General features: G+C 57.1%; 25 protein-coding genes and 1 tRNA gene. 11 read left to right on the top strand and 15 right to left on the bottom strand.

What is annotated here, in order from left to right; genetic code table 11:
• Positions 1-14: 14 nt before the first annotated feature.
• The 4 genes from BN4275_RS09030 to BN4275_RS09015 form a co-directional block, all read right to left on the bottom strand.
• Positions 15-1,298 carry a TRAP transporter large permease gene (locus BN4275_RS09030; protein WP_066457038.1) on the bottom strand — a complete coding sequence of 428 codons (1,284 nt, stop codon included), beginning with the start codon at positions 1,296-1,298 and terminating at the stop codon, positions 15-17.
• Between the two features lie 12 nt (positions 1,299-1,310).
• Positions 1,311-1,829, bottom strand: coding sequence for a TRAP transporter small permease (locus BN4275_RS09025; protein ID WP_066457036.1), 519 nt, complete (start codon positions 1,827-1,829; stop codon positions 1,311-1,313).
• Positions 1,830-1,926: 97 nt separating this feature from the next.
• Positions 1,927-3,003: a TRAP transporter substrate-binding protein gene (locus BN4275_RS09020; RefSeq protein WP_066457033.1), complete on the bottom strand. Its 1,077-nt coding sequence runs from the start codon at positions 3,001-3,003 to the stop codon at positions 1,927-1,929.
• 303 nt (positions 3,004-3,306) lie between these two features.
• Entirely contained in the window at positions 3,307-4,869 is a 1,563-nt protein-coding gene (locus BN4275_RS09015) for an ASKHA domain-containing protein (protein ID WP_066457031.1), read from the bottom strand.
• 103 nt (positions 4,870-4,972) lie between these two features.
• Here BN4275_RS09015 and BN4275_RS09010 point away from each other — a divergent pair, with 103 nt between their 5' ends.
• From BN4275_RS09010 to BN4275_RS08995, 4 genes are all read left to right on the top strand, one after another.
• Complete coding sequence (locus BN4275_RS09010) at positions 4,973-5,716, top strand: DUF1638 domain-containing protein (RefSeq protein WP_066457029.1); 744 nt, start codon at positions 4,973-4,975, stop codon at positions 5,714-5,716.
• The gene (locus tag BN4275_RS09005; RefSeq protein WP_066457026.1) at positions 5,709-6,929 is read left to right on the top strand and encodes a helix-turn-helix domain-containing protein; all 1,221 of its coding nucleotides are present in this window, start codon (positions 5,709-5,711) and stop codon (positions 6,927-6,929) included. Before BN4275_RS09010 ends, BN4275_RS09005 begins: the two co-directional genes overlap by 8 nt.
• Before the next feature lie 185 nt (positions 6,930-7,114).
• Positions 7,115-7,750 (top strand): cobalamin B12-binding domain-containing protein, encoded by a 636-nt coding sequence (locus BN4275_RS09000; RefSeq protein ID WP_066457023.1) that lies wholly within the window; start codon positions 7,115-7,117, stop codon positions 7,748-7,750.
• Between the two features lie 31 nt (positions 7,751-7,781).
• Complete coding sequence (locus BN4275_RS08995; protein WP_066457020.1) at positions 7,782-8,792, top strand: uroporphyrinogen decarboxylase family protein; 1,011 nt, start codon at positions 7,782-7,784, stop codon at positions 8,790-8,792.
• A gap of 88 nt (positions 8,793-8,880) precedes the next feature.
• On the opposite strand, the gene BN4275_RS08990 is transcribed toward BN4275_RS08995, so the two are convergent.
• The 3 genes from BN4275_RS08990 to BN4275_RS08980 are packed head-to-tail and all read right to left on the bottom strand — an operon-like array spanning position 8,881 to position 10,353.
• On the bottom strand, positions 8,881-9,234 hold the full coding sequence (locus BN4275_RS08990) for an arsenate reductase family protein (protein ID WP_066457015.1): 354 nt from the start codon (positions 9,232-9,234) through the stop codon (positions 8,881-8,883).
• Positions 9,231-10,076, bottom strand: a complete 846-nt coding sequence (locus tag BN4275_RS08985) for an MYG1 family protein (RefSeq protein ID WP_066457012.1) — start codon at positions 10,074-10,076, stop codon at positions 9,231-9,233. The genes BN4275_RS08990 and BN4275_RS08985 overlap by 4 nt, the downstream gene beginning before the upstream one ends.
• A gap of 16 nt (positions 10,077-10,092) precedes the next feature.
• A complete protein-coding gene (locus BN4275_RS08980; RefSeq protein ID WP_066457009.1) occupies positions 10,093-10,353 on the bottom strand; it encodes a DUF1905 domain-containing protein in 261 nt (86 codons plus the stop codon).
• 66 nt (positions 10,354-10,419) lie between these two features.
• Here BN4275_RS08980 and BN4275_RS08975 point away from each other — a divergent pair, with 66 nt between their 5' ends.
• The 3 genes from BN4275_RS08975 to BN4275_RS17830 are packed head-to-tail and all read left to right on the top strand — an operon-like array spanning position 10,420 to position 12,236.
• On the top strand, positions 10,420-11,091 hold the full coding sequence (locus BN4275_RS08975) for a hypothetical protein (RefSeq protein WP_066457007.1): 672 nt from the start codon (positions 10,420-10,422) through the stop codon (positions 11,089-11,091).
• Positions 11,064-12,050 (top strand): helix-turn-helix transcriptional regulator, encoded by a 987-nt coding sequence (locus BN4275_RS08970; RefSeq protein ID WP_066457006.1) that lies wholly within the window; start codon positions 11,064-11,066, stop codon positions 12,048-12,050. Before BN4275_RS08975 ends, BN4275_RS08970 begins: the two co-directional genes overlap by 28 nt.
• A gap of 57 nt (positions 12,051-12,107) precedes the next feature.
• The gene (locus BN4275_RS17830; RefSeq protein ID WP_255420038.1) at positions 12,108-12,236 is read left to right on the top strand and encodes a hypothetical protein; all 129 of its coding nucleotides are present in this window, start codon (positions 12,108-12,110) and stop codon (positions 12,234-12,236) included.
• 362 nt (positions 12,237-12,598) lie between these two features.
• On the opposite strand, the gene BN4275_RS08965 is transcribed toward BN4275_RS17830, so the two are convergent.
• The 8 genes from BN4275_RS08965 to thrC all read right to left on the bottom strand — a co-directional run bounded on the left by BN4275_RS08965 (position 12,599) and on the right by thrC (position 17,931).
• Positions 12,599-13,357 (bottom strand): VOC family protein, encoded by a 759-nt coding sequence (locus tag BN4275_RS08965; RefSeq protein ID WP_066457004.1) that lies wholly within the window; start codon positions 13,355-13,357, stop codon positions 12,599-12,601.
• Positions 13,354-13,623, bottom strand: coding sequence for a TfoX/Sxy family protein (locus BN4275_RS08960; protein ID WP_066457001.1), 270 nt, complete (start codon positions 13,621-13,623; stop codon positions 13,354-13,356). Before BN4275_RS08960 ends, BN4275_RS08965 begins: the two co-directional genes overlap by 4 nt.
• Positions 13,624-13,635: 12 nt before the next feature.
• A complete protein-coding gene (locus BN4275_RS08955) occupies positions 13,636-14,172 on the bottom strand; it encodes a nitroreductase family protein (protein WP_066456997.1) in 537 nt (178 codons plus the stop codon).
• Positions 14,172-14,444 (bottom strand): helix-hairpin-helix domain-containing protein, encoded by a 273-nt coding sequence (locus BN4275_RS08950; RefSeq protein WP_341423422.1) that lies wholly within the window; start codon positions 14,442-14,444, stop codon positions 14,172-14,174. The genes BN4275_RS08955 and BN4275_RS08950 overlap by 1 nt, the downstream gene beginning before the upstream one ends.
• A gap of 210 nt (positions 14,445-14,654) precedes the next feature.
• Complete coding sequence (locus BN4275_RS08945; RefSeq protein WP_066456995.1) at positions 14,655-14,921, bottom strand: hypothetical protein; 267 nt, start codon at positions 14,919-14,921, stop codon at positions 14,655-14,657.
• Positions 14,922-15,002: 81 nt separating this feature from the next.
• Positions 15,003-15,089, bottom strand: a tRNA-Leu gene (locus tag BN4275_RS08940).
• 79 nt (positions 15,090-15,168) lie between these two features.
• A complete protein-coding gene (locus BN4275_RS08935; RefSeq protein ID WP_066456993.1) occupies positions 15,169-16,389 on the bottom strand; it encodes a cofactor-independent phosphoglycerate mutase in 1,221 nt (406 codons plus the stop codon).
• A gap of 48 nt (positions 16,390-16,437) precedes the next feature.
• Positions 16,438-17,931, bottom strand: a complete 1,494-nt coding sequence (gene thrC, locus BN4275_RS08930; RefSeq protein WP_066456991.1) for a threonine synthase — start codon at positions 17,929-17,931, stop codon at positions 16,438-16,440.
• Between the two features lie 359 nt (positions 17,932-18,290).
• Here thrC and BN4275_RS08925 point away from each other — a divergent pair, with 359 nt between their 5' ends.
• The 4 genes from BN4275_RS08925 (at position 18,291) to BN4275_RS08910 (ending at position 21,589) form a co-directional block, all read left to right on the top strand.
• On the top strand, positions 18,291-19,700 hold the full coding sequence (locus tag BN4275_RS08925; RefSeq protein WP_066456989.1) for a DUF4118 domain-containing protein: 1,410 nt from the start codon (positions 18,291-18,293) through the stop codon (positions 19,698-19,700).
• A 5-nt stretch (positions 19,701-19,705) separates the two neighbouring features.
• The gene (locus tag BN4275_RS08920) at positions 19,706-20,386 is read left to right on the top strand and encodes a response regulator (RefSeq protein ID WP_066456987.1); all 681 of its coding nucleotides are present in this window, start codon (positions 19,706-19,708) and stop codon (positions 20,384-20,386) included.
• Positions 20,387-20,555: 169 nt separating this feature from the next.
• Positions 20,556-21,266 (top strand): AzlC family ABC transporter permease, encoded by a 711-nt coding sequence (locus BN4275_RS08915; RefSeq protein WP_066456980.1) that lies wholly within the window; start codon positions 20,556-20,558, stop codon positions 21,264-21,266.
• The gene (locus tag BN4275_RS08910; RefSeq protein ID WP_079988182.1) at positions 21,263-21,589 is read left to right on the top strand and encodes a branched-chain amino acid transporter permease; all 327 of its coding nucleotides are present in this window, start codon (positions 21,263-21,265) and stop codon (positions 21,587-21,589) included. Before BN4275_RS08915 ends, BN4275_RS08910 begins: the two co-directional genes overlap by 4 nt.
• The last annotated feature ends 39 nt before the right edge of the window (positions 21,590-21,628 follow it).

Below are 21,628 nucleotides of genomic sequence, written 5' to 3'. Positions count from 1 at the left end.
CCTCTCAAAACATGTTACCCGAACACCATATTCGGGACCAGTGTGATCAGGATTGGGAAAAGCCCGAACAGGCAGGCCATTCCCGCAAGCGTAATACAGTAAGGGACGATCGTCGTGACGACGTCAGTGACCTTGACCTTTGCGATCGCGCTGCAAATGAAGAGCAGCATGCCGACCGGCGGGGTGATACAGCCAATGAGCAGCGTAACGACGGTAAACACGCCGAAATGCACCGGGTCGAAGCCATAGGCGGCCGCAATCGGCGCGAGGATCGGCACCAGGATGATCATGGCGGCGGTGTCCTCCATGAAGCAGCCGATGAACAGGTAGAACGCCCAGACCAGCACGATGAATACATTCGGATTCGTGGTGATGCCGTTGAGGAAATTGCCGACATGCAGCGGGAAGTCGTTGCGCGCGAGGACCCAGCCCATGACCGCCGCGATGCCGATCAGGAACATCGGGGTGGTGCTGCCCATGGCGGCGTTGAGCACGATCTGCTTGACCTGCTTAAACGAATGGATGGAACGGTTCATGAAGCCGACGATGAACGCATAGATCACGGCGATGACTCCCGATTCGGTTGCGGTGAAGAAACCGGACAAGATGCCGCCCACGATGATGACCGGCATGATCAGCGCCCAAATCGCCTCTTTAAAGGCAATCCAGATTTCCTTGAGGGTCGCGCGGGTGTGGATTTTGATGCCGGTGCGTTTCTTCGCGGTGAAATGGGTGAGGATCATCAGGCTCAGGCCGAACAGTACGCCGGGGACGAATCCGCCCAAAAAGAGCGCTCCAATCGAAACACCGGTCATCGAGCCGTAGATGATCATCATGATGCTCGGCGGGATGATCGGACCGATCGTGTTGGCCGAAGCGATGATCGAGACGGCCAGCGGCTTGTCGTAGCCCTCCTCCTCCATCGCGGGGATGAGGATCGCGCCGAGCGCCGAAGCGTCGGCCGCGGCGGCGCCGGAGATACCCGCCATCAGCATGCCGGCCAGGATGCTCGTCTGCCCGAGGCCGGCGCGCAGGTGCCCGACCAGCGCCGAGGCCAGCTTGACGATCTTGGTGGTGATGCCCGAAACGCCCATGACCTCACCGGCCAGGATAAAGACCGGCACCGCCATCAGCGAGAAAGAGTCGAGCATGACAAAGGTGCGCTGCGGCAGCAGGATGCCGGGCAGATCGCCCACCGCCAGGATGGATGCGATCGACGAACCCGCGATTGCGATGCCGATCGGCATGCCCATCACCAAAAACAGGAAGAAGATCCCGATCATAATTCCAATTGCCATCGTCCATCCCTCCTATTGCGCCGCGGGCGCGGCTTTCTCCCGGGAATAGCCCTGCACCCGCTTAGCGAACGCATACAATGCAAAAACCACCGAGAAAAACCCGCCGACCACCACACCGGCATAGACAAAGCCCATCGGGATGCGCATGGCCGGCGACGGGGTGCTGCGACCGCCAAGCAGCAGCGCCGCCGAATAATAAGTGAAGTAGCCCATCACCAGGATCACGATAATATCGTTGATATCCTCCAGGATCCGCCGGCCCTTCGGCGGGAGCTTGGCCAGGAAAAAGTCGATGCCGATATGGTTGCGGCTTTTAAACGCAATAGCGGTGGTGAACATCACCATCCAGATGGTGCAGTAACGGGCAAGCTCCTCGCTCCAGGTGAGCGAGGCGTTGAAGATCCTGCGGCAGATGACCTGCAGGAAGCTCGAGAGGATCATCACCAAGAAGAGGATAAACACGCTGTTGTTTAATATCGCGGTCGTCACGTCCATGATTTTGTCGATGGCATTTTTCCGATTGTTACCCAAAAAACTCGTCCCCCTTTTTCGCTTTGTTTCCAGCGAATGAAAACAGCGGGAAGGCGGCGCTGCCTCCCTGCTGTGTCACACCCGGATATACCGGAAATTATCCCACCAGCAGCGCCAGAAGATCCTCGGCCTGATAGTCCGCCGCATATTTTTCCTGCATCGGTTTGCAGGCCTCCATAAATGGGGCGATGTCGGGCTCGGTGAGGGTGATGCCCGCGTCGATCATCGCCTGCAGCGCGTGCTCGTCCGACTGCGCGAACGCTTCCCACTGCCAGTCGGTGGTTTCGGACATCGCCTCGTTGACCGCCGCTTTTTCCGCGTCGGTCAGGCCTTCGTAAACCTTTTCGTTGATGATCGGGATCATGCAGCTAAAAATGTGGTTGGTTTTGGCTATATACTGTCCCACCTCATGAAATTTCATGGAGTACATCTCTTCCGCGCAGACCTCCACACCGTCCACGACGCCGGTCTGGATCGAGGTGTAGACCTCTCCGAACGGGATCGGGGTGGGGTTGGCGCCCAGCGCGGTGAACATGTCGATATAGACCGGCACTTCCGGCGCGCGCATCTTGCGGCCCTTCAGGTCGCCGATCGACTCGATCGGGGCGGATTTTGTCAGCATGACACGGAAGGACGAGTTCCACCAGTTGAGCACGCGGATGCCATGATCCTTCAGCAGCATCTCGCTCAGCTGGGTTCCGGCTTCGCCCGCCAGCTTGGCGCGCACGTCCTCAAAGCTGGTGAACATATACGGCAGGTCAAGCAGGCCGTACTGCGGACAGAGATTCGAGATGTATGCCGAGGTGTTCATGCCCATATCGATGGTGCCCATCTTGATGCCTTCGAGCATGTCCCGCTCGTTCCCGAGCTGGCCGCCCGCATAGACGCGGACTTCGAGCGTGCCGCCGCTCTTCTCCTTGACCTTTTCCGCGAACATGTTGGCCGCTTCGTCGTCGATGCCTCCCATCGTGATGTTGTGCGCCAGGCGCAGGACCTTTGCATCCGTCGCGGGCGCCGCGTCGCTCGGGGTATCGGCGGAAGCGGCCGGAGCCGGGGCTGCGCTCGACGCCGGCGCGGCGGACGGGGCGGGGCCTTTGTTGCATCCGGTCAGCGGGACTGTCAGAAGCACTGCCGCCAGGAGCAGGGACAATACATTTTTGATTGTTTTTTTCATTAGACTTTCCTCCCTCATATTCATAAAACCCAAACGCCGTTGTTCAGATCTTTCCAATCGCGCGCATATTTGGCTTTATTGCACAGAATCCACGCATGGCATGAGCAAATTCTGTTGAAACAGTTTCATTATAAACGGCAAAAACCGGGCCGTATTGTATATCCTCTCTATTTTTTGTACAATTTTTTTGTCTTTACGGGAAATTAACATCAGGCCCGGCTGTATCGCAGCCGTATGCGCAGCCATCCAAAACCTCTTGACAACTAGGAAAAGTTCTGCGAACCTATAAGGAAGGAGGGCATTTTACCCTTTCGGCGGTTCTTCAAACAGCATGTCCTCCACATACCGTTCCATAAAGTACGGATTGCCCGAAAGTTCCACCACCCGGCAGGCGCGCGCCAGCGCTTCCGAACGCAAACGTTCCTCCCGCGACAGGAGAACCATTCCGGTGCCCATACCCGCTGCGTTTCCGATCACCCGCGCTTTTCCCGCGAAGCCGCGCGGCAGCATGCCGATCTTTTCGGCGTTCGCGGGATCGATGAAGCTGCCGAAGCCCCCGGCAATTGTGAGCCGCTCCACCTTGTCCGGCGAAAGCCCGGCCTCGTGCAGCAGGGCGCGCATTCCGGCGCAGATGGCGCTTTTTGCAAGCTGAAGGGCCCGGACATCCTTCTGAGTGAGCCATACGCCGCTTTCCCCGAGCTTCACCGCGGGCATCCCGTCCTGCTCGGTGAGATATGGGGAAGCGGTTTCGTCCATCTGCGGGATGCGGCCGGTTTCGTCCAGGAGTCCCGCTTCCCGCAGCACCGCCGCCGCGTCGATAAGCCCCGAGCCGCAGATTCCTTTCGCCGGGCCGCCGCCGATGACCGAATAGCGGATCTGACCATCCGTAAGCCAAACGTGGTCAACCGCACCGGTTCCGCCGTTCATCCCCATAGAGATGCCCGCGCCTTCAAAGGCCGGGCCGGCCGCCGTGGAACAGGCATAGAGCTTTCCCTGGACGCAGAGGGCCATCTCCCCGTTCGTGCCGATGTCCACCAGCAGCTCCGGCTCCTTCGCCGCAAAAAGCCGGCCCGCGAGGATCGCGCAGGTCATATCCGCGCCCACATAGGCGGCGATGCAGCGCGGCAGGTAGGCCTGCGCGCCAGACGCAAGCGAAAGTCCCAGCTGCGTCGCATCCACGCTTTCCCCAAACAGGCAGTCCGGCGCAAACGGCGCGGCCGCGAGGGAGGACGCCTCCCGTCCCGTCAGCAGATAAAGCATGGCCGTGTTGCCGGTGAGCGCCGCGCGCAGGATCTGCCCGGGGGCAATCCCCGCTTTTTTGCAGAGCTGTCCGGAAAGACTGCCGATGCAGCCGAGCACCGCCCCAGCGAGCTCCGACTGCCGCCCCGCGAGCGACTGTTCGATTCGGGAGATCACGTCCGCGCCAAAAGCACCCTGCGGATTCCCGCAGCTTGCGGCAGCGATGGGCGCGCCGGTATCAAGCCGGTAAAGGTATGCGGCCACCGTGGTGGTTCCGATATCCACTGCGAGCCCATAGCCGCCCGCAAAGCGGTCCCGGCAGAAGTCCGGCAGAACCCCTGCGGACAGCACCACCTGCTCCCCGTCCGGCAGCGGACAGGCCCGCGCCTTCCCGCATACAAGCGTGAGACAGGCCAGCCGCACGCCGCCGGAAACCTCCGCTTCACGCAGAAAGCCCCGCTCCCGGCCGGTCATCGGGGAGAGCGCCCCTTCGGCCATCACCTTGCATTTTCCGCAATTGCCGCGCCCGCCGCAGGGCGCGTGCGGCGCGGCCCCCTCCCGCTGCAAAAGGGTCAGAAGCGGCTTTGGCTCCGCGGGCGGCGCGTAAACTTCGATCCACTGGTTCATTCGGGATACCTCCGATCGTCACTGAATGCTTTTATCATATACGATTCCCCGCGAAACTGCCAGAAAAATTTTTCAACCCGCCCGGGTGTGAGGAGGGATTTGCTTGCGGATTCATATTATCGCCTGTCAGGTTTTCAGCCGGGAGCTGCGGCATTTCGCCGCAGTCAGCCCGCATATTATCGACATCACCTGGCTGCCGCAGGGCCTGCATGACACGCCCACGATCCTGCGCAGCCGGCTCGAATCGGCCGTTTTGCAGATCGAAGATACCCCGCGCAACCGGCCGGACTTCATCCTGTTCGGTTATGGGCTCTGTTCGAACGGCACGATGGGCGTCGCCGCCCGGACCATCCCGATTGTGATCCCGCGCACCGACGACTGCATCGGGATCTTTCTCGGCTCGCAGGCCCGCTATATCGCGCTTTTCAACCGCTATCAGACGGCCTACTGGCTCAATAACGGCTGGATTGAGAACGCCTTTTTGCCCACGCCTGAAGCGCTCGCTGAAAAAAAGGCGGAATATACGCGGCTGTATGGGGAGGACAACGCCGAATATCTCGCGGGGGAGGATGTGTCCTGGACAAAAAATTACCGTTACTGCGGCTTCATCCATTCCACAGTTTACCACAACGACTCCTACCGGGCGCTCGCGGACCGGCTCTGCGGGCTCTACGGCTGGGAGGCGGTCGACCTGCGCGGCGACTGCCGGATGCTCGAAGCGATGGTGGGCGGGCAATGGGACCCGCAGGATTTCCTCGTCTGCCCGCCCGGCACCTGGGCACAGCCGTCCTATGACAGGCAAAAAATGATTGCGGTCCCCGCAAAGGAGGAAGCTGCCAATGGATGATCTGCTCCGGGAGCGCTGCTTAAAATACGCGGCGCACATCTCCGGGCTCTGCGGCGTGGAATGCGTGGTGATGGACATTGCGGAAAAATGCTTCGTCGGCCTTCGCCAGGATGAGCTCAAATTCTGCAACCACTGCACCTATGAAAAACGCAACCTCATCAGCACCCATCTGTACGGAAGCTACGAGGCCTACCGCTGGAACGGGAAATACATCTACTATTGCCCGCGAGGCCTGGTTTTTGTCGCGTCGTCGGTTTCGGACGACCATGGGCTGATGACTGCCTCGATGATCGCCGGACCGATCGTCATGGGGGATCTGAACGATGCGTTTGAGGATATGCCCGACCATGGGATCCGCGGCATCCTGCACGATATCCCCAACTATTCCACCGCCCGGGTCAACCATCTCGCCGAAATCATGGAAACGGTCACCGCCTACATCAACATGATCCCGCACAGCCGGGTCGGCACCTTTGTCTACGAGCAAGAGAAGATCCTCAATTCGTTCTACAGCGTACAGGACATCTACCGCGACAACCACCAGGACATCCCCTATCCCATCGAGCAGGAGCGCCGCCTGCAAAAGCTGATCCTCGCCAAGGATAAGCAGGGCGCGCAGGAACTGCTCAACGAGCTTTTGGGGCACATCTTCTTCTCAAGCGATTTCAACATCGAACGGATCAAAGGGCGAATTCTGGAGCTCATGGTGCTGCTGTCCCGTTCGACTATCGACGCGGGCGCCAACCCGAACGAGATCTTCTATCTCAACGACAGCTACCGCGAGGAGCTCGCGCAGATGACCGAGCTTGAGGAGATCAGCGTGTGGATTTCCGGCATCATGCACCTGTTTTTCAACTACACCTTCGATTTCACCCAGATCAAGCATTCAGACGTCGTCTACAAGGTCATGCAGTATGTCAAGGCAAACTACGTCAAGAAGCTCACCCTCGAGGAAATCGCGGGCTGCGTCTATCTGAGCAAATCCTACCTGTCTACCACCTTCAAGGATGAGATGGGCGTGAGCCTCTCCTCCTATATCAACCAGGTGCGTGTGGAGAAGAGCAAGCAACTCCTGCTTGACGGCAACGCGAGCCTGGTGGAGATCGCCAACCTCTGCGGCTTTGAGGATCAGAGCTATTTCACCAAAGTGTTCAAAAAATCCGAAGGCGTCTCCCCCAAGGTGTTCCGGGACGCGCGCGGAAAGGCCCGCTGAAACGCCGCAGGAAGCCGCATTTCAAACCCCGTATCCAGGCAGCTGGATACGGGGTTTTGCAGTTTGCCGAAAATAGTACAAAAACTCGAAAGATTTTCATAGATAAATGCTCCGTAATCTTCTAGAATCGAAAACAGGAAGAGATTCATTCCCCGGTATCCCTGAGAAACGACTAGGAGGCTGCTATGGGTGTTTTAGAAGAAATCAGTGAGTTTTTGCAGAAGGGCCGCGCCCCAAAGGTGAAAGAGCTGGTGCAGCAGGCGCTGGACGAAGGGTACGCCCCCAAGGAGATTCTTGAGGGCGGGCTGCTCGCCGGCATGGGGATCATCGGCGGGAAGTTCAAGCTCAATCAGGTCTTTGTCCCGGAAGTCCTGATCGCAGCGCGCGCCATGAACCAGGGCGTCGCCGTACTCAAACCGCGGCTGGTCGAGGACGGGGTGGAATCGGTCGGCACCGCCGTCATCGGCACCGTCAAAGGGGATCTGCACGATATCGGAAAGAACCTTGTCAAGATGATGCTCGAAAGCAAAGGCATCCATGTGGTCGACCTCGGTGTCGACGTGCCCGCCGAGCGATTCCTTGAAGGCGCGAAGGAGCATAACGCCCATGTGGTCTGCTGTTCGGCGCTTCTGACCACCACGATGAACGAGATGAAGTCGGTCATCGACCTGTTCCAACGGGAAGATTACCGCGACCGGGTCAAGATTATGGTCGGCGGCGCGCCGGTCAACGAAGCGTTCGCGCAGTCAATCGGCGCGGACGGCTACACCCCCGACGCGACCAGCGCCGCCGAGCTCGCGTACTCCTATTTCAGCGCGTAACGAGAACGACATTGCCAAGGAGATGACCACTATGAAGCAAAATATGGCCCAGTGGCTTGACAACCTGAAGGCCGCCCAGGTGAAAAAGGCAATGCCGGTCCTGTCCTTCCCGGCGATCCAGCTCATGGGCATCAGCGTCCGGGAGCTGATTTCGAACAGCGCGCTGCAAGCCGAGGGCATGTATCGGATTGCAGCGCGAACCGATTCGCTCGCTTCGGTTTCGCTGATGGATCTCTCGCTTGAGGCCGAAGCGTTCGGCAGCACGATCCGTGTATCGGACGACGAGGTTCCGACCGTTGTAGGCCGGATCATCGAAAGCGAGGAGGACGCGGACAATCTTGCTGTGCCGCAGATCGGTGCGGGACGCACCGGCATCTATCTCGACGCCATCAGAAAGGCGCTCGAAAAGATCACCGACCGGCCGGTCTTCGCGGGCACGATCGGTTCCTTCTCGCTCGCGGGCAGGCTGATGGATGTGACCGAGGCGATGGTCAATTGTTACGTGGAGCCGGATATGGTCCACAAGACTCTGCGCAAGGCGACCGACTTCCTGATCCAATACATCCGGGCCTACAAAGAGATCGGCGCACACGGCGTGGTGATCGCCGAACCGCTCGCCGGGCTGCTTTCGCCCGACCTGATCGCGGAATTTTCCTCGCCCTATATCAGCGAGATCGTAAAAGCGGTGCAGGACGACAGCTTCCTGGTGATCTATCACAACTGCGGCAACAACACCATCCAGCTGATCGAATCGATCCTTTCCACCGGATCGGGCGCCTACCATTTCGGCAACGCGATTGACATGGGCGAAATGATGGCGCATATCCCGGCCGATACCGTGGCGATGGGCAACGTCGACCCGGCCGGCCAGTTCCGGGGCGGCACGCCTGAATCGATCCGGGAGGCGACCCTCGCGGTGATGGAACGCTGCCGCAAATACCCGAACTTTGTCATTTCGTCCGGCTGCGATATCCCACCGATGTCCAGGTGGGAAAATATTGACGCCTTCTTTGCCGCGGTGCAGGAATTTTATAACCGTTAAACCCGCCTCCATAAATTACATCCCTAAACAGGGACCCGCCCTTTGGATCTGATCATGGTCCAAAGGGCGGGTCCCTGTTTTCTCCGGTTTATATGAGCCGTTCCCATTCGGCGGGTTTAAAGCCCACCAGCACAAAATCTTCTCCCACGATGAGCGGCCGCTTCACCAGCATCCCGTCGGTCGCAAGCAAGGCAATCTGTTCCGCTTCGCTCATCTGGGGCAGTTTCTCCTTGAGCCCGAGCGATTTATAGAGGAGTCCGCTTGTGTTGAAAAACCGCTTCAGCGGCAGGCCGCTGCGTCCCAGCCAATCGGTCAGTTCGTCCGCTGTGGGGTTCTGCTCCTTGATATGCCTGTCGTCATACTGCACGCCATGCTCGTCAAGCCATTTCTTTGCCTTCTGGCAGGTGGTGCATTTGGGATACTCGATAAACAAAACCTTCATCTGTTTTCCTCCTTTTTTTGTTCGTCCAGCGCGATCCGGCAAGCCGCTACCGCGTCCGAAAGCTGGTCCGCCGCGACCAGAAACCGGTTGTTGTGGCAAAAGCGCAGGGACGAAAGCCCAGTCAGCGCAGGCAGTTCCGCCTCGGATTTCCCTGCCCATCCCAATGGGAACGGGCACTTGAGCGCACCGGTTTCATCGTCGGGGACGCCCTGCGCGCTGAAACCGCCCCGCTGGGACGGATAAACCACAAAGACGGCAGCCGTCCGGTAGACCGCTGATTTCCAGGGTGCATACCGCGGCAGCACGACGATCCCGTCCTTTGCCGCGGCGATTGCCTCCGCGACCAGCTGCTTGGCGCGGCAGATCGCGCGGACAGCCGCAAAACGTTTTTCCAGGATCACCTGCGCGAAATCCACCGCCTGCCAAAAGCAGGCGTCCTCCGGTTCCGATGAATCCCAGGCGGGATTAAAGTTCCCGATGATCTCCGCGATTGGATCGCCGCAGCCGGTGTTGTCGTCAAGGTCGAGCGGCTGCACAAAGTGCTTGTCAAACGCCTCCACATCCCGGCCGGACAGCACCTGCGGCCCGAACGTCCTCCAAAGCAGGCCGAACGCCGCGTAAGGAACGCCATTTTCACGCACCGGCGCATTCTGCTGATGGTGGTCGAATTCCCCCCAGCCGATGTCATATGCGAACCAATGATAGCCCTCCGGTATCCGCTGTACCCGCACAATCTCGATTGATGGGTTCAAAATGCGCAGCAGCGCGGTGGAAAAAACATCGTCCGCGTGGAATTTTCCCGCATGGGTCACCGCGCGGGAGGGCACGATCTTGTCTGTCATAATGGTCTTTCCTTTCTCAAAGGCGTTCGGTGAGCATCACATGCACTGTGTCGCCCGGTTGCTTGCCGATCTTTCTGCGGATTTCCTTGCGCAGACCCAGGATATGCCTGGGCGTCCCCATCCGCACCAGGCTGCCGTCGTATGGTTCGCCGTCAAAGGCGGCATGAACCTTGACCCGCCCCTTACCGAAAACTTTCTTCACATCAAATGGGATCTCCACATACGCGCCGTCGATATCCGGCACCTTCCGGATCACCGCGTCAAATTCGTATTGCATTTTCCAGCTTCCTTTCCCTATGCAACCGCGCGAAAATCGTGTATACTTTTAGAAAGAGGTGATCGCATGAATCCAAAGGCGCTCTCTCCGGATGGTTACATCATCGGGCAGAACCTGCTCGGCGATCTGCGCTACGGTCTGCTTGGTTCCGACCGCAACGGCTGCGGTTGGATCTCCTGTTATAATGCGCTGAAAATGCTCGGTGATCCGCGACCGGCGGAGGAAATCGCGGCTGATTTCCAAAAGGGACTGTTATTCGGCGGGCTCTTGGGCACCAATGTGCTCGCGCTTGTCTGGTACCTGTCCCAGGAAGGCCACCAGGTGCATGTGAGCCTGTTCCCGCCGCATTTTGAACGGCTCGCGCGCGGCGCGGGCGCCAACATTCTGATGTACTGGCATAAACGCGGGGCGCATTTCGCGGCCTTTCAAAGTGAAGGCGGCCTGTTTCATTTTTATAACGCGGCCTATGGCAACGCCAACGACCTGCAGAGCCTGCCGGAGTTCCTGCGGCGGCACAGCATCCTGCCGGTGGCAGTGCTTATTTCGGCCGACGACCCGAAGCGAATCCTCGTCCGGCGCGCGCGCTCCGCGCGGCGCCGGCTCCGCGCGGCGCCGGCTCGGCCGGGGAGCCGGGTGAGCCGCCCGCTTCCCATATTTAAAAATTATAGCACAAACCTTATGGAAATGCTATCCGACGGGAGGGAACCGGTTTGGCAAAGGGATCAAATCAAAAATTGAAGCTGCTCTACCTGATGAAAATCCTGCTTGAGCACACCGATGAAGCGCACGCCATCACCGTTCCCGAAATGATTGGCGCGCTTTCGGCTTACGGCGTATCCGCTGAACGCAAAAGCATCTATGACGATCTGGAGGCGCTGCGGATCTATGGGCTGGACATTCAGATGCGCAAGGACAAAACTTTCCGTTATTTTGTCGCGAACCGGCAGTTTGAACTGCCGGAGCTCAAGCTTCTGGTCGACGCGGTGCAGTCCTCCCGGTTTCTCACCCGGCGCAAATCCACCGAGCTGATCAAAAAACTGGAAAGCCTTGCAAGCCGGTACGAAGCCCAACAGCTGCAGCGGCAGGTCTACGTGGCCAACCGGATCAAGGCGATGAATGAAAGCATCTACTACAATGTGGACAAGGTGCACGCCGCCATTGCGGAAAACCGCAAGATCAGTTATCTCTATTTTGACTGGGGCGTGGATAAGCAAAAGCATTTCCGCCGTGGCGGCCGCCGTTACTGCGTGAGCCCCTGGGCGCTCACCTGGGACGATGAAAACTATTATATGGTCGGATACGACAGCGAGGCCGGGATCATCAAGCACTACCGGGTGGATAAGATGCAGGACATCCGGCCGACCAGTCTTGCCCGTGAAGGCGCGGATCTCTTCGGCCAGTTTGACATGGCGGTCTATGCCAGATCCCTGTTTGGGATGTACGGCGGCGAACAGCAGGTTGTGCGTCTCAAAATGCGCAACCATCTGGCCGGGGTCGCCATCGACAGGTTCGGGCGGGATGTCTACCTCCAGCCGCTCGATAGCGAATGGTTTACCGTGGCGGCCAGCGTCACTGTCAGCCCAACCTTTTTCGCCTGGGTCTTTTCGTTTGGAGAAAATGCGGCGGTCACGGGGCCGGAATCCGTTGTGGCGCAGCTGCGGGAATTTCTCGCCAAAATTTCGGGAAATTATTGCTAAAGTCCGTTTTATGGGACACCTTCCGCGGTAGGATAAAACCGTTGGGAGGTGTCTTTTATGTTTGGAACCATCCTCTGGTTTTCCGCCTGCGGCGGATTTTTCCATCTGATGATGCGCAGATGCCGCCAAGCGGCGGCGCAGGGCTACCGCGATCAGCAGCAGTTTCTGCGCGCACGGCGGGGATAACGGGCGTGCTTTCCGGGGGGCTTTCGTCCTCCGGGTGTACGGCAAAAAGCGCGGGACAGTTTTTGCAACCTGTCCCGCGCCTTTTGACAAAGCGGCCTACGCCGCGGCTTTCAATTCTTCCAGTGCTTCCTGTTCGGTGTCGGCGGAGAACTGGAAGTTGCCGAACCGGTCGTAGACTTCCACATGGCTGTAGACGTTTTTGATGATGTAATCCATTTCCAGCATCCTTTCTGTCGGAAAATTTGATGTAGTTTTCTTACCGTAACTCAAGAATATCACATCAATTGTCCAATAAAACGGACACAAAAGGCCCTGTGCAAAAATTTTTGCACAGGGCCTTTTGGAATGGGACTCCTTCTTTCCTATTTTTGAGGGAAGAGGTCGCGCAGCCTGGCAACCCGCTCCTCAATTTCTTTTTGATGCTGTTCGTCCGAAACCGAGGGATCCTGCATCTCATAAAATTGGCGGCAGGGCAGCTCCCGGCATTCGCCGCAGCTGCGCAAGCCCTTTTCGTTCACCGGGCATGTATATTCCGGACAGGCCTCCTGTCCGATATACCGCGCCCAGTAAACTTTGCCTTCGATCGCATTGCATCCGGGGCATTCGGCCGGGTACTGTCCACAGCCCGCGCAGTCCACACCGCAGGGGCTCAGCTCTTCGGCAATCCAACCACGCACAACCGCGTCCGGATGCTGGGTGCGCTCCACAACTTTGGCAAGCGGCATCCCTTCCCGCCAAAAATGCAGCGCCACCGATTTCATGCTCTGCCCGACTTCCACAATATGCCGGTCCGGATCATAAAACCGCACAACCCGCTGCCCCCAGTCATATTCGGTCACGGGATGTACCAACGCGGCGCCCGATTCCTCCAGGCGGATTAGAAAACCGTCGAAATCATCCGTCTCAAAATAGAGCTCGGCATCGTTGCCGCCGAGGCGGATTTCTTCCGCCGGTTTTTTTAAGAATCCGGCCCAGCTTTCCAGTGTCTGAAGCGAAAGTCCGCTTTCAAACGAGATATTTGCGCCAAAGTCATAGCATAATTTCTGCCCAAGCAACGTTTCATAAAAGCTGCGGGAGGCCGCGAGATCGCGTACCGCCAGCAGCGGGCCTTCAAATTTCATCTGCTTTCCTCCGTTTTATGTTCCCGGTAAAATTGTTTGAGTTCCTCCTTGGTGCCTTCGTCCAATTCTGTTTTTCGCACACCCTGAACCGCGCCTTCAAGTGCCGAAAGCCGATGCAGGCAGGCGGACGGGTCAAACTTCTGTATCCGCAGCCAGGCCTCCCGGCTACCTATACGGCGCAATTCGTCCGGGGAATCAATTCCCGCATCCAAAAGCTGCTGTTCCAGCGTTTTGCCGATATTCGGCAGTTTTGCCAGCTCCCCCATACCAATTCCTCCTCACGTGAGAAACGCGGCGATCTCGTCCAGATCCTTGCGCCGTTTCGGGCGCAGCTGTCCATTCTCGGCGTAGCCAACCGCCACCACCAGCCGTATCCGTTTGTCCTTTGGCAGGCTGAAAAGCTCCTTGATCTTCTCCTCGTTGAACCATCCAAGAATACAGGTGGAAAGCCCCTGTTCAAGCGCTGCAAAACAAAGGTGTGCCGCCGCAATCCCGATATCGATCTGCGCGTATTGCTGCTCCTTCACCAGTCCCCCCAGCTTTGCGGAAAGGTTGGCTTTATACTCGCTCACGACAATGAATGCCGGACAGTTATCGGTAAATTGGTTCATTCCCATTCCCTGTGTGCACTTGGCAAGTTTTCGGGAGAGCTCGGGATTGTTTACGACCAGGAAATTCCACGGCTGGCTGTTGCAGGCGGACGGCGCAAGCCGCGCGGTTTCCACCATGACGCGCAGCTTTTCATTTTCCACCGGCTTCGGCGCAAAGTTCCGGCAGCTCTCCCGCCGGTTGACCAATTCTGTAAATACGCCCATCATTTTTCCTCCCGTTCCAGTTGATGATCCTTCCAATACCACCATTTGCATTTTTCCGGTTCCGGTTCAGCCGTTTCCGCATAGTAAACGGCACATCGGAAGACATACAGCACACAGCGGTCGAGCTGCATGCCGCAGCGGATACAGTCGCGATCATACATCTCCTGTGGATTGGCCCCGCGCAGCGATTCGACCGTACCGTAGCCGAGACCAGTCAGGTGGGTTTCCATGTCCTTTCCAATTCCCGGGATGATCTGGAGTTCGCTTATCACGGAACCCCCTCCTTTTTTGAGAACGAATGTTCTTTTTACATTATAAACAATTCCGCGAATAAAATCAACCTTTTTCCGCATCCTGCAGTCTGCATCTTAAATCCTTCTCAAGATTTCTCTTTTTATTGTGACGATACCATCTGGTGAAGCCATCTCAGGTCGCAGAGCGGTTGCGGCCAGGCTCCTAATGGGTGAACAGCGATCTTCTGTTTACTTCTTGGGATGAGGCTGCGATTCATCCATCAGCGCCAAAAACTGGCTTGACCGGTTCTGCGAGTGCATCGGAATGCGCATATTCATTCCTTCCGGCACCTGAACGCTTTCCTGCTCATCAACGGCGGCACGGGTCGCGTTCTTTGAAACAGTCGTGGATGCCTTGAATTTAGACAAAAACAAGACCATAAGCGTAAAATAAGCGCTAAATGTACAAAACCGGCCTGAAAAGCAAACAACAAAAAAGCCCACAATCCGGCTCATAGAGCCAGTTTGTGAGCTTTCCTTTTAGTGGTGCATCAAACGCACAAAATCCGAACCCCTTGGGTTCGGATTTTGTGTTGTTGGTGCGGGTAACAGGACTTGAACCTGCACAGCCTTGCGACCATTAGAACCTGAATCTAACGCGTCTGCCAATTCCGCCATACCCGCATATCAGCACGACTCAAACGAATCGTGCTTGATTATTATATCATTGGGAAAATAGCTTGTCAACTGTTTTTGTAAAATTCTAGATGTATTTTTCCTGAATGAGCGCTTCCATCAAACGGCAGCCTTCCGGGATATAAACACCAGTTTTTTCGGCCAGCGCTTCGGTGTAGCGCGGAGTGGTATGCACCGATTCCCGATAGCTGCGGTAAAGTACAAAAGGTACCGGATCGCTCGAATGAGTACGGATATCCAACGGCGTAGGATGATCCGGGGCAAGCAGAACCGCAAAATCCTCTCCCTCTTTCTGCAGCGCCGGGATGAGCCGTCCAAGGATGTCCCGATCGATCAGTTCGATCGATTTGACCTTGTTCTCCACCTCATGCCGGTGACCGCACTCATCCGGAGCCTCCACATGAATATAGACGAAATCACAACCATCATGCAAAAGGGCGAGCGCGGCCTGTGCCTTCCCTGCAAAATTGGTGTCGACATTACCGGTCGCGCCTTCTACATCGACGCTTTTGAGCCCCGCGCAGATGGCGATGCCCTTGATGAGGTCAACCGCGGAGATAACCCCGCCTTTCACGCCAAACTTCTCTTCGAAGGAGGAAAGCGCTGGCCGGGTTCCCTCGCCCCAGAACCAGCAGGACGTCGCCGGATTTTTCCCGGCGGCGATACGTGCTTTGTTGATCGGGTGGTCCTTGAGCAGTTCGCGGGAACGCTTCATCATGCCGTAAAGCAGATGACCATACCGGCCCTGGGGAAGATATTCCTTCACCGGCTTGAGAGAGATGTCATGCGGAGGGGTGCAGATGCTGCCTGTTTCCGCATGTTTTAAAACCAGGCAATGCCGGTAGCTGATACCAGGATAGAGATTGATTGTTTCGGATTTGAAGCGCTCATTCAGAAAATTGATCAGCTCTGTCGATTCGGCGGTGCTGATTTCCCCCGACGAATAATCGAGCATGGTCGTGTCCTCATAGTTTTCTTCGTCCGAAAGAGTCACGAGATTGCAGCGGAAGGTCACATCGTCCGCTGCCAGAGGAATGCCCATGCTGACCGCTTCGAGCGGACTGCGGCCACTGTAGTAAATCTTGGGATCGTAGCCCATGACCGAAAGGTTCGCGGTATCCGATCCGGGCGGCATCCCTTCCGGGACGGTCTTCACCATCCCGACCGTCCCATGCTGCGCCAGAAAATCCATATTGGGTTTCACAGCAGCTTCCAACGGGGTCTTCCCCCCGAGTTCCGGCACTGGGCGGTCGGCCATGCCGTCGCCCAGCATCACGACATATTTCATCTTCTGTCACGCATCCTTTTTTCTGCGCGGCCTTTGCCGCGCAGTTTCTTATTTCACGCCGAGCCAGGCGGCGACCGCGTCCTTCATCTTGGCGGGCTCAACCACATCGGTAAAGCGCTCCTTCCGGTCCCGCAGCCCCGCGAGCGCGGCGGGCGCCTGCAGGCCGGTAGCCTCGGACAGCTCCCTCAGAAGCTCGAAATCGCCGCCGGACGGGGCCTTCCCGATCGCGGGAAGCACGCTGCCCGCAAACTTGAAGGGGCTGGCGGTCGAAGCGATGACCGTTGGGGTGGTGTCACCGGTTTTGGCGGCATAGTCCTGATAGACCTTCACCGCAACCGCGGTATGGGTGTCGCAGAGGTAATGGGTTTTTTCATAGACCGAAGCGATCGTTTCGGCGGTCTGTTTGTCATCCGCACAGCCTGCCGCGAATTCTGACTGAAGTTTTTCGAGGATCGTTTTGTCCACCGTATATTTGCCGGTGGCAGAAAGCTCGTTCATGTAACCCTTCAGCTTCCCGTCGTCCCGGTCGCAGAGCAGGTAAAGAAGCCGTTCCAGGTTCGAGGAGATCAGAATATCCATCGATGGAGAGCTGGTGACATAAAAGTCCCGATTGCGGTCATAGGTGCCGGTCGTGATGAAATCGGTCAGCACATTGTTTTTGTTTGACGCACAGATCAGCTTTCCAACTGGCAATCCGCAGTGTTTCGCAAAATAGGCGGCCAGAATGTTGCCAAAATTACCGGTCGGCACGACGACGTTGATCTTGTCGCCGAGCTTGATGCGGCCCGCGTTCACCAGGTCGCAGTAGGCGGAAAAATAGTAGGCAACCTGCGGCACGAGGCGTCCCCAGTTGATCGAATTGGCGGAGGAAAGCACAAAGCCCTTTTCCGCGAGCAGGGACGCAAAATCCTGGTCGGTGAAGATGCGTTTGACGCCGTTTTGCGCATCGTCAAAGTTGCCCTTTGCCGCAAACACCATGACATTATTGCCCTGCTGGGTGGTCATCTGCAGCCGCTGAATGTTGCTGGTGCCTCCGTCCGGATAGAATACGCAGATTTTTGTGCCTTCCACATCTGCAAAGCCTTCGAGCGCGGCCTTTCCGGTATCGCCCGAGGTTGCGACCAGGATCACAACCGTCTTATCCTCGCCGGTCTTCTGAAGCGACGCGGTGAGCAAAAAAGGCAGAAGCTGCAGGGCGAAATCCTTGAACGCGCAGGTCGGGCCGTGGAAAAGTTCCAGGATGCTGGCGTTTTCATCGAGCGGGACCACCGGTGCCACCGCCTTGGGAGGGAACTTTTCCGGCGCGTAGGCGCGGCAGACATACTGGTGAAGCTCCTCACGTGTAAAGTCCGGCAAAAAACGGCTCAGGATGCTGGTGGCACGGGCGGTATAACCCGATTTGGTGAGCGTCTCAAGCTCCCCGGCCGTATATTCGGGAAGCGTTTCCGGCAAAAACAGACCGCCGTCCGGCGCGAGCCCCGCGACAATCGCCTGCGCGGAGCTGACTGCATAGCCGCTGTCCCTGGTGCTGATGTAATTCATGGTTCCCAACTCCTCAGAAGTTGTGCGCGGATAACACACAACTGTATTTATCATTTTTGACCAATTTATCATACCACATTTATTTGTCCGAAACAAGCAAAATCACCCGGCGGCACCCCCCGAAAAGAGCCGCCGTGCGGTCGCATGCCCAGCCTTGCCGCGGAGCGCCCGATATGGTAGACTGGACGCGGACCGGTATTTTCACGCGCGGCGCGGGGCACTCCAACGCGGCGCGGCCATTGGCAGTGGCTTTTCCGCGCATACAGCCATGCACATGGAGGTATTAACATAAATTTAATGTGCGTTCCATCAAAATTCAAGTATAATAGGGATGTCCAATATATAAGGAAGGTGATGGATTGAAAAAACAGCCCATTTGGGTCAGCCTGTTGCAGCTGTTTCTGATTTTGACCGGCGCCACCCTCATTTCCTGTCTGTTTTCCCATTTCGGAGTCCAACAGGAAAATATCCTGATGGTCTATCTCACCGGTGTGGTGCTGGTCATTATCCTGACGCGCGGATATCTCTGGGGGCTTGTCGCCTCGCTGCTCGGCGTCTTTACCTGTAATTTCCTCTTCACCGACCCCATTTATACGCTCCGGGTCAGCGACAAGGATTATATGATCACCTTCGCAATCTTTCTGGCGGTCTGCCTCATTGTGGGAACCCTCACTCTGCGGCTGCAGCGGGAGGTGCGGCTTTCCAGCGAAAATGAAAAACTGGCGCGGTGCCTTTATGAAATCAGCAGCGGATATCTGAACCTTTCCACCCGTGGGGAGATCGTCCGCCACACCCAGGAAAGCATGCGCCGCCTGCTGCCCAACCGCTGCACCATCCATCTGGACGAGCCCGAACCGCAAAACGACCACGAATTTCCGGAAAAACGTGAATACCTTCCCATCAAAAGTGGGGCGCGGGTTTTTGGGACGGTGGAGGTGGATTGTTCCGGCGGATCGCTCGACGCGCGGGGCCAGATGGCAGTGGGCACCATTATCTCCCAGATGGCGCTGGCACTCGAACGCGAACTGCTCACCACCGAAAAGGAACACGCCCGGCTCGAGGTCGAAAAGGAGAAGCTGCGCAGCAACCTCCTGCGTTCGATCTCCCACGACCTGCGCACGCCGCTCACCGGCATCGCCGGCAGCGCGAGCTTCATGATCAACAGTTTCGACAGCCTCGACAAGGGCACCATCCTAGGTTTCCTGGGTGATATTGTAAACGACGCCGGATGGCTCAACAACCTGGTCGAGAACCTTTTGAACATGACCCGTATCCAGGACGGAAAGCTGGTCATCAAAAAAAACAACGAAGTGGTCGATGACATACTTACCGAAGCCTATAACCGTATTTCACATTTTCTCGGCGGGCGCAGCGTCGAGATGACCATGCCGGACGAAGTGCTGCTCGTACCGATGGACGGAAAACTCATCATCGGCGTGCTGACCAACCTTTTGGACAACGCCGCCAAACACACCCGGGAGGGCAGCAGAATCCTTGTCTCGGTCACACGCCTTCCGGAAGGCAAGGCCCGTTTCGAAGTGCGTGACAACGGCGGCGGCATCAAGCCCGAACTGCTCGGGCACATCTTCGAAAGTTTTGTCGGCTCGCAGACCGATCAGTCGGATTCCCACCGCGGGATTGGGCTGGGGCTCTCCATCTGCCAGTCGATCGTAGAGGCGCATGGCGGTGTAATCCGCGGGTTCAACAATAACGAAGGCGGCGCCACCTTCCAGTTCGACCTGCCGCTGCAGGCGGCCGCAAAGGAGTGAACACAATGTCCCCCATTCTCATTGTCGAGGATGATAAGAGCATCCTGAACGTCCTCACCGCACTGCTTAAAACGAATGGTTACGAATCCATCTCCGCTGTCACCGGGCTCGATGCGCTTTCCGCCTACTATACCGCCGCGCCCTGCCTCGTCCTGCTTGACCTAGGGCTCCCGGACATCGACGGTACCGCTGTGCTTCAGCAGATCCGTCAGCATTCCGGCGTACCGGTCATCGTGATCTCGGCGCGCGGTCAGGAATCTGAAAAGGTCGCCGCGCTCGACATGGGCGCCGACGACTATGTCACCAAGCCGTTCGCGGTCGGCGAGCTGCTCGCACGCATCCGGGTGGCGCTGCGAAAGCACGCCCCGCGGCCGGAAAAGGATGAAATCTTCGTGCTCGACACCCTGAAGGTCGATTTCGAACGCCGCAAAGTCTATGTCGAAGGCAATGAAATCCATCTGACCCCCATCGAATACCGGCTGCTCACCCTGCTGATCCGCAACCGCGGCAAGGTGCTTACTCACCGGTTCATCAGCAAGGAAATCTGGGGCTACGAATATACCGAAGATTTCCAGTCGCTGCGGGTCTTTATGGCCGGCATCCGCCGCAAGATCGAAAAGGATACCACCCGCCCGCGCTATATCCTCACCGAAGTCGGGGTGGGTTACCGCTTTGTGGATGAATAGCGGCAAAACAGGAACCGCGCGAAAGCCATCCCGCTTTCGCGCGGTTCCTGTTTAAATTGACGCTTGCCTGCGCAAAAATGCTGTGCTATGATATAGTACATGTTGAATTTTGAAAGCGGGTCCCACGCTCGCGCGGCGGGGAAACTTTCGAGGGAGAAGAATCCATCCGATGCAGAACAAAACTGTCATGAAAAAGGCTTTGAAAGCGGCGTTTCCCTATACCATACCGATTTTTGCGGGCTTTTGGTTTTTGGGGATGACCTATGGGATCTATATGAACGTATCCGGCTTCAGCTTCTGGTATCCCATGCTGATGAGCCTGACGATTTTCGGCGGGTCGCTGGAATTTGTGGCGGTGGCGATGCTGCTCAGTCCCTTCGCGCCGGTACAGACGCTGATCATGGCCCTGATGATCCAGGCACGGCACCTGTTTTACGGAATTTCCATGCTGGAAAAGTTCAAGGGAACCGGCTGGAAAAAACCCTATCTGATCTTCGGAATGTGCGACGAGAGCTTTTCCATCAACTATTCGGCCGAGATTCCCGAAGATGTGGACAAGGGCTGGTTTATGTTTTTTGTCACGCTGCTCAACCAGTTTTACTGGTTTTCCGGTTCCACAATCGGCGGCCTGTTGGGTTCGCTTATCACCTTCAACACCGAAGGGCTGGATTTTGTCATGACCGCAATGTTCGTGGTCATATTCCTGGAGCAGTGGCTCAAAGAAAAAAAGCACTACACCGCGCTGGTCGGCGTGCTGGCCTCGGCGGCCTGCCTATTGCTGTTCGGGGCAGACTCCTTCATGCTGCCAACCATGGCCTGCATCCTGTGCTTTCTAACGGTTCTGCGCAAGCCGGTTGAAAAGGCGGGTGGTCTGTTGTGACGCTGACACAGGAAATCATAACGGTGGCGCTCTGCGTGCTGGGGACGATGGCGACCCGTTTTCTGCCGTTCCTGATCTTCTCGCCTAAGCGTCCCACCCCCAAATATGTGCAGTACCTCGGCAAAGCACTGCCCTCCGCTATCTTTGGAATGCTGGTGGTCTACTGCCTGAAAAATGTCAGCTTCCTCACAGGCAGCCATGGGCTGCCCGAGCTGATTTCCATCACGGCAGTGGTCGTATTGCACCTGTGGAAAAGGCAGATGCTGCTTTCGATCGCGGGCGGCACGATCTGTTATATGCTGCTTGTGCAGCTGGTATTTTGATGATCCGGCCTGCGCGTCAACTTGGCGGATCTTTCCGGG

Source organism: Anaerotruncus rubiinfantis, from assembly GCF_900078395.1.
GTDB classification, from domain to species: Bacteria; Bacillota; Clostridia; order Oscillospirales; family Ruminococcaceae; genus Anaerotruncus; species Anaerotruncus rubiinfantis.
This window is presented reverse-complemented; position numbering and strand designations above follow the sequence as displayed.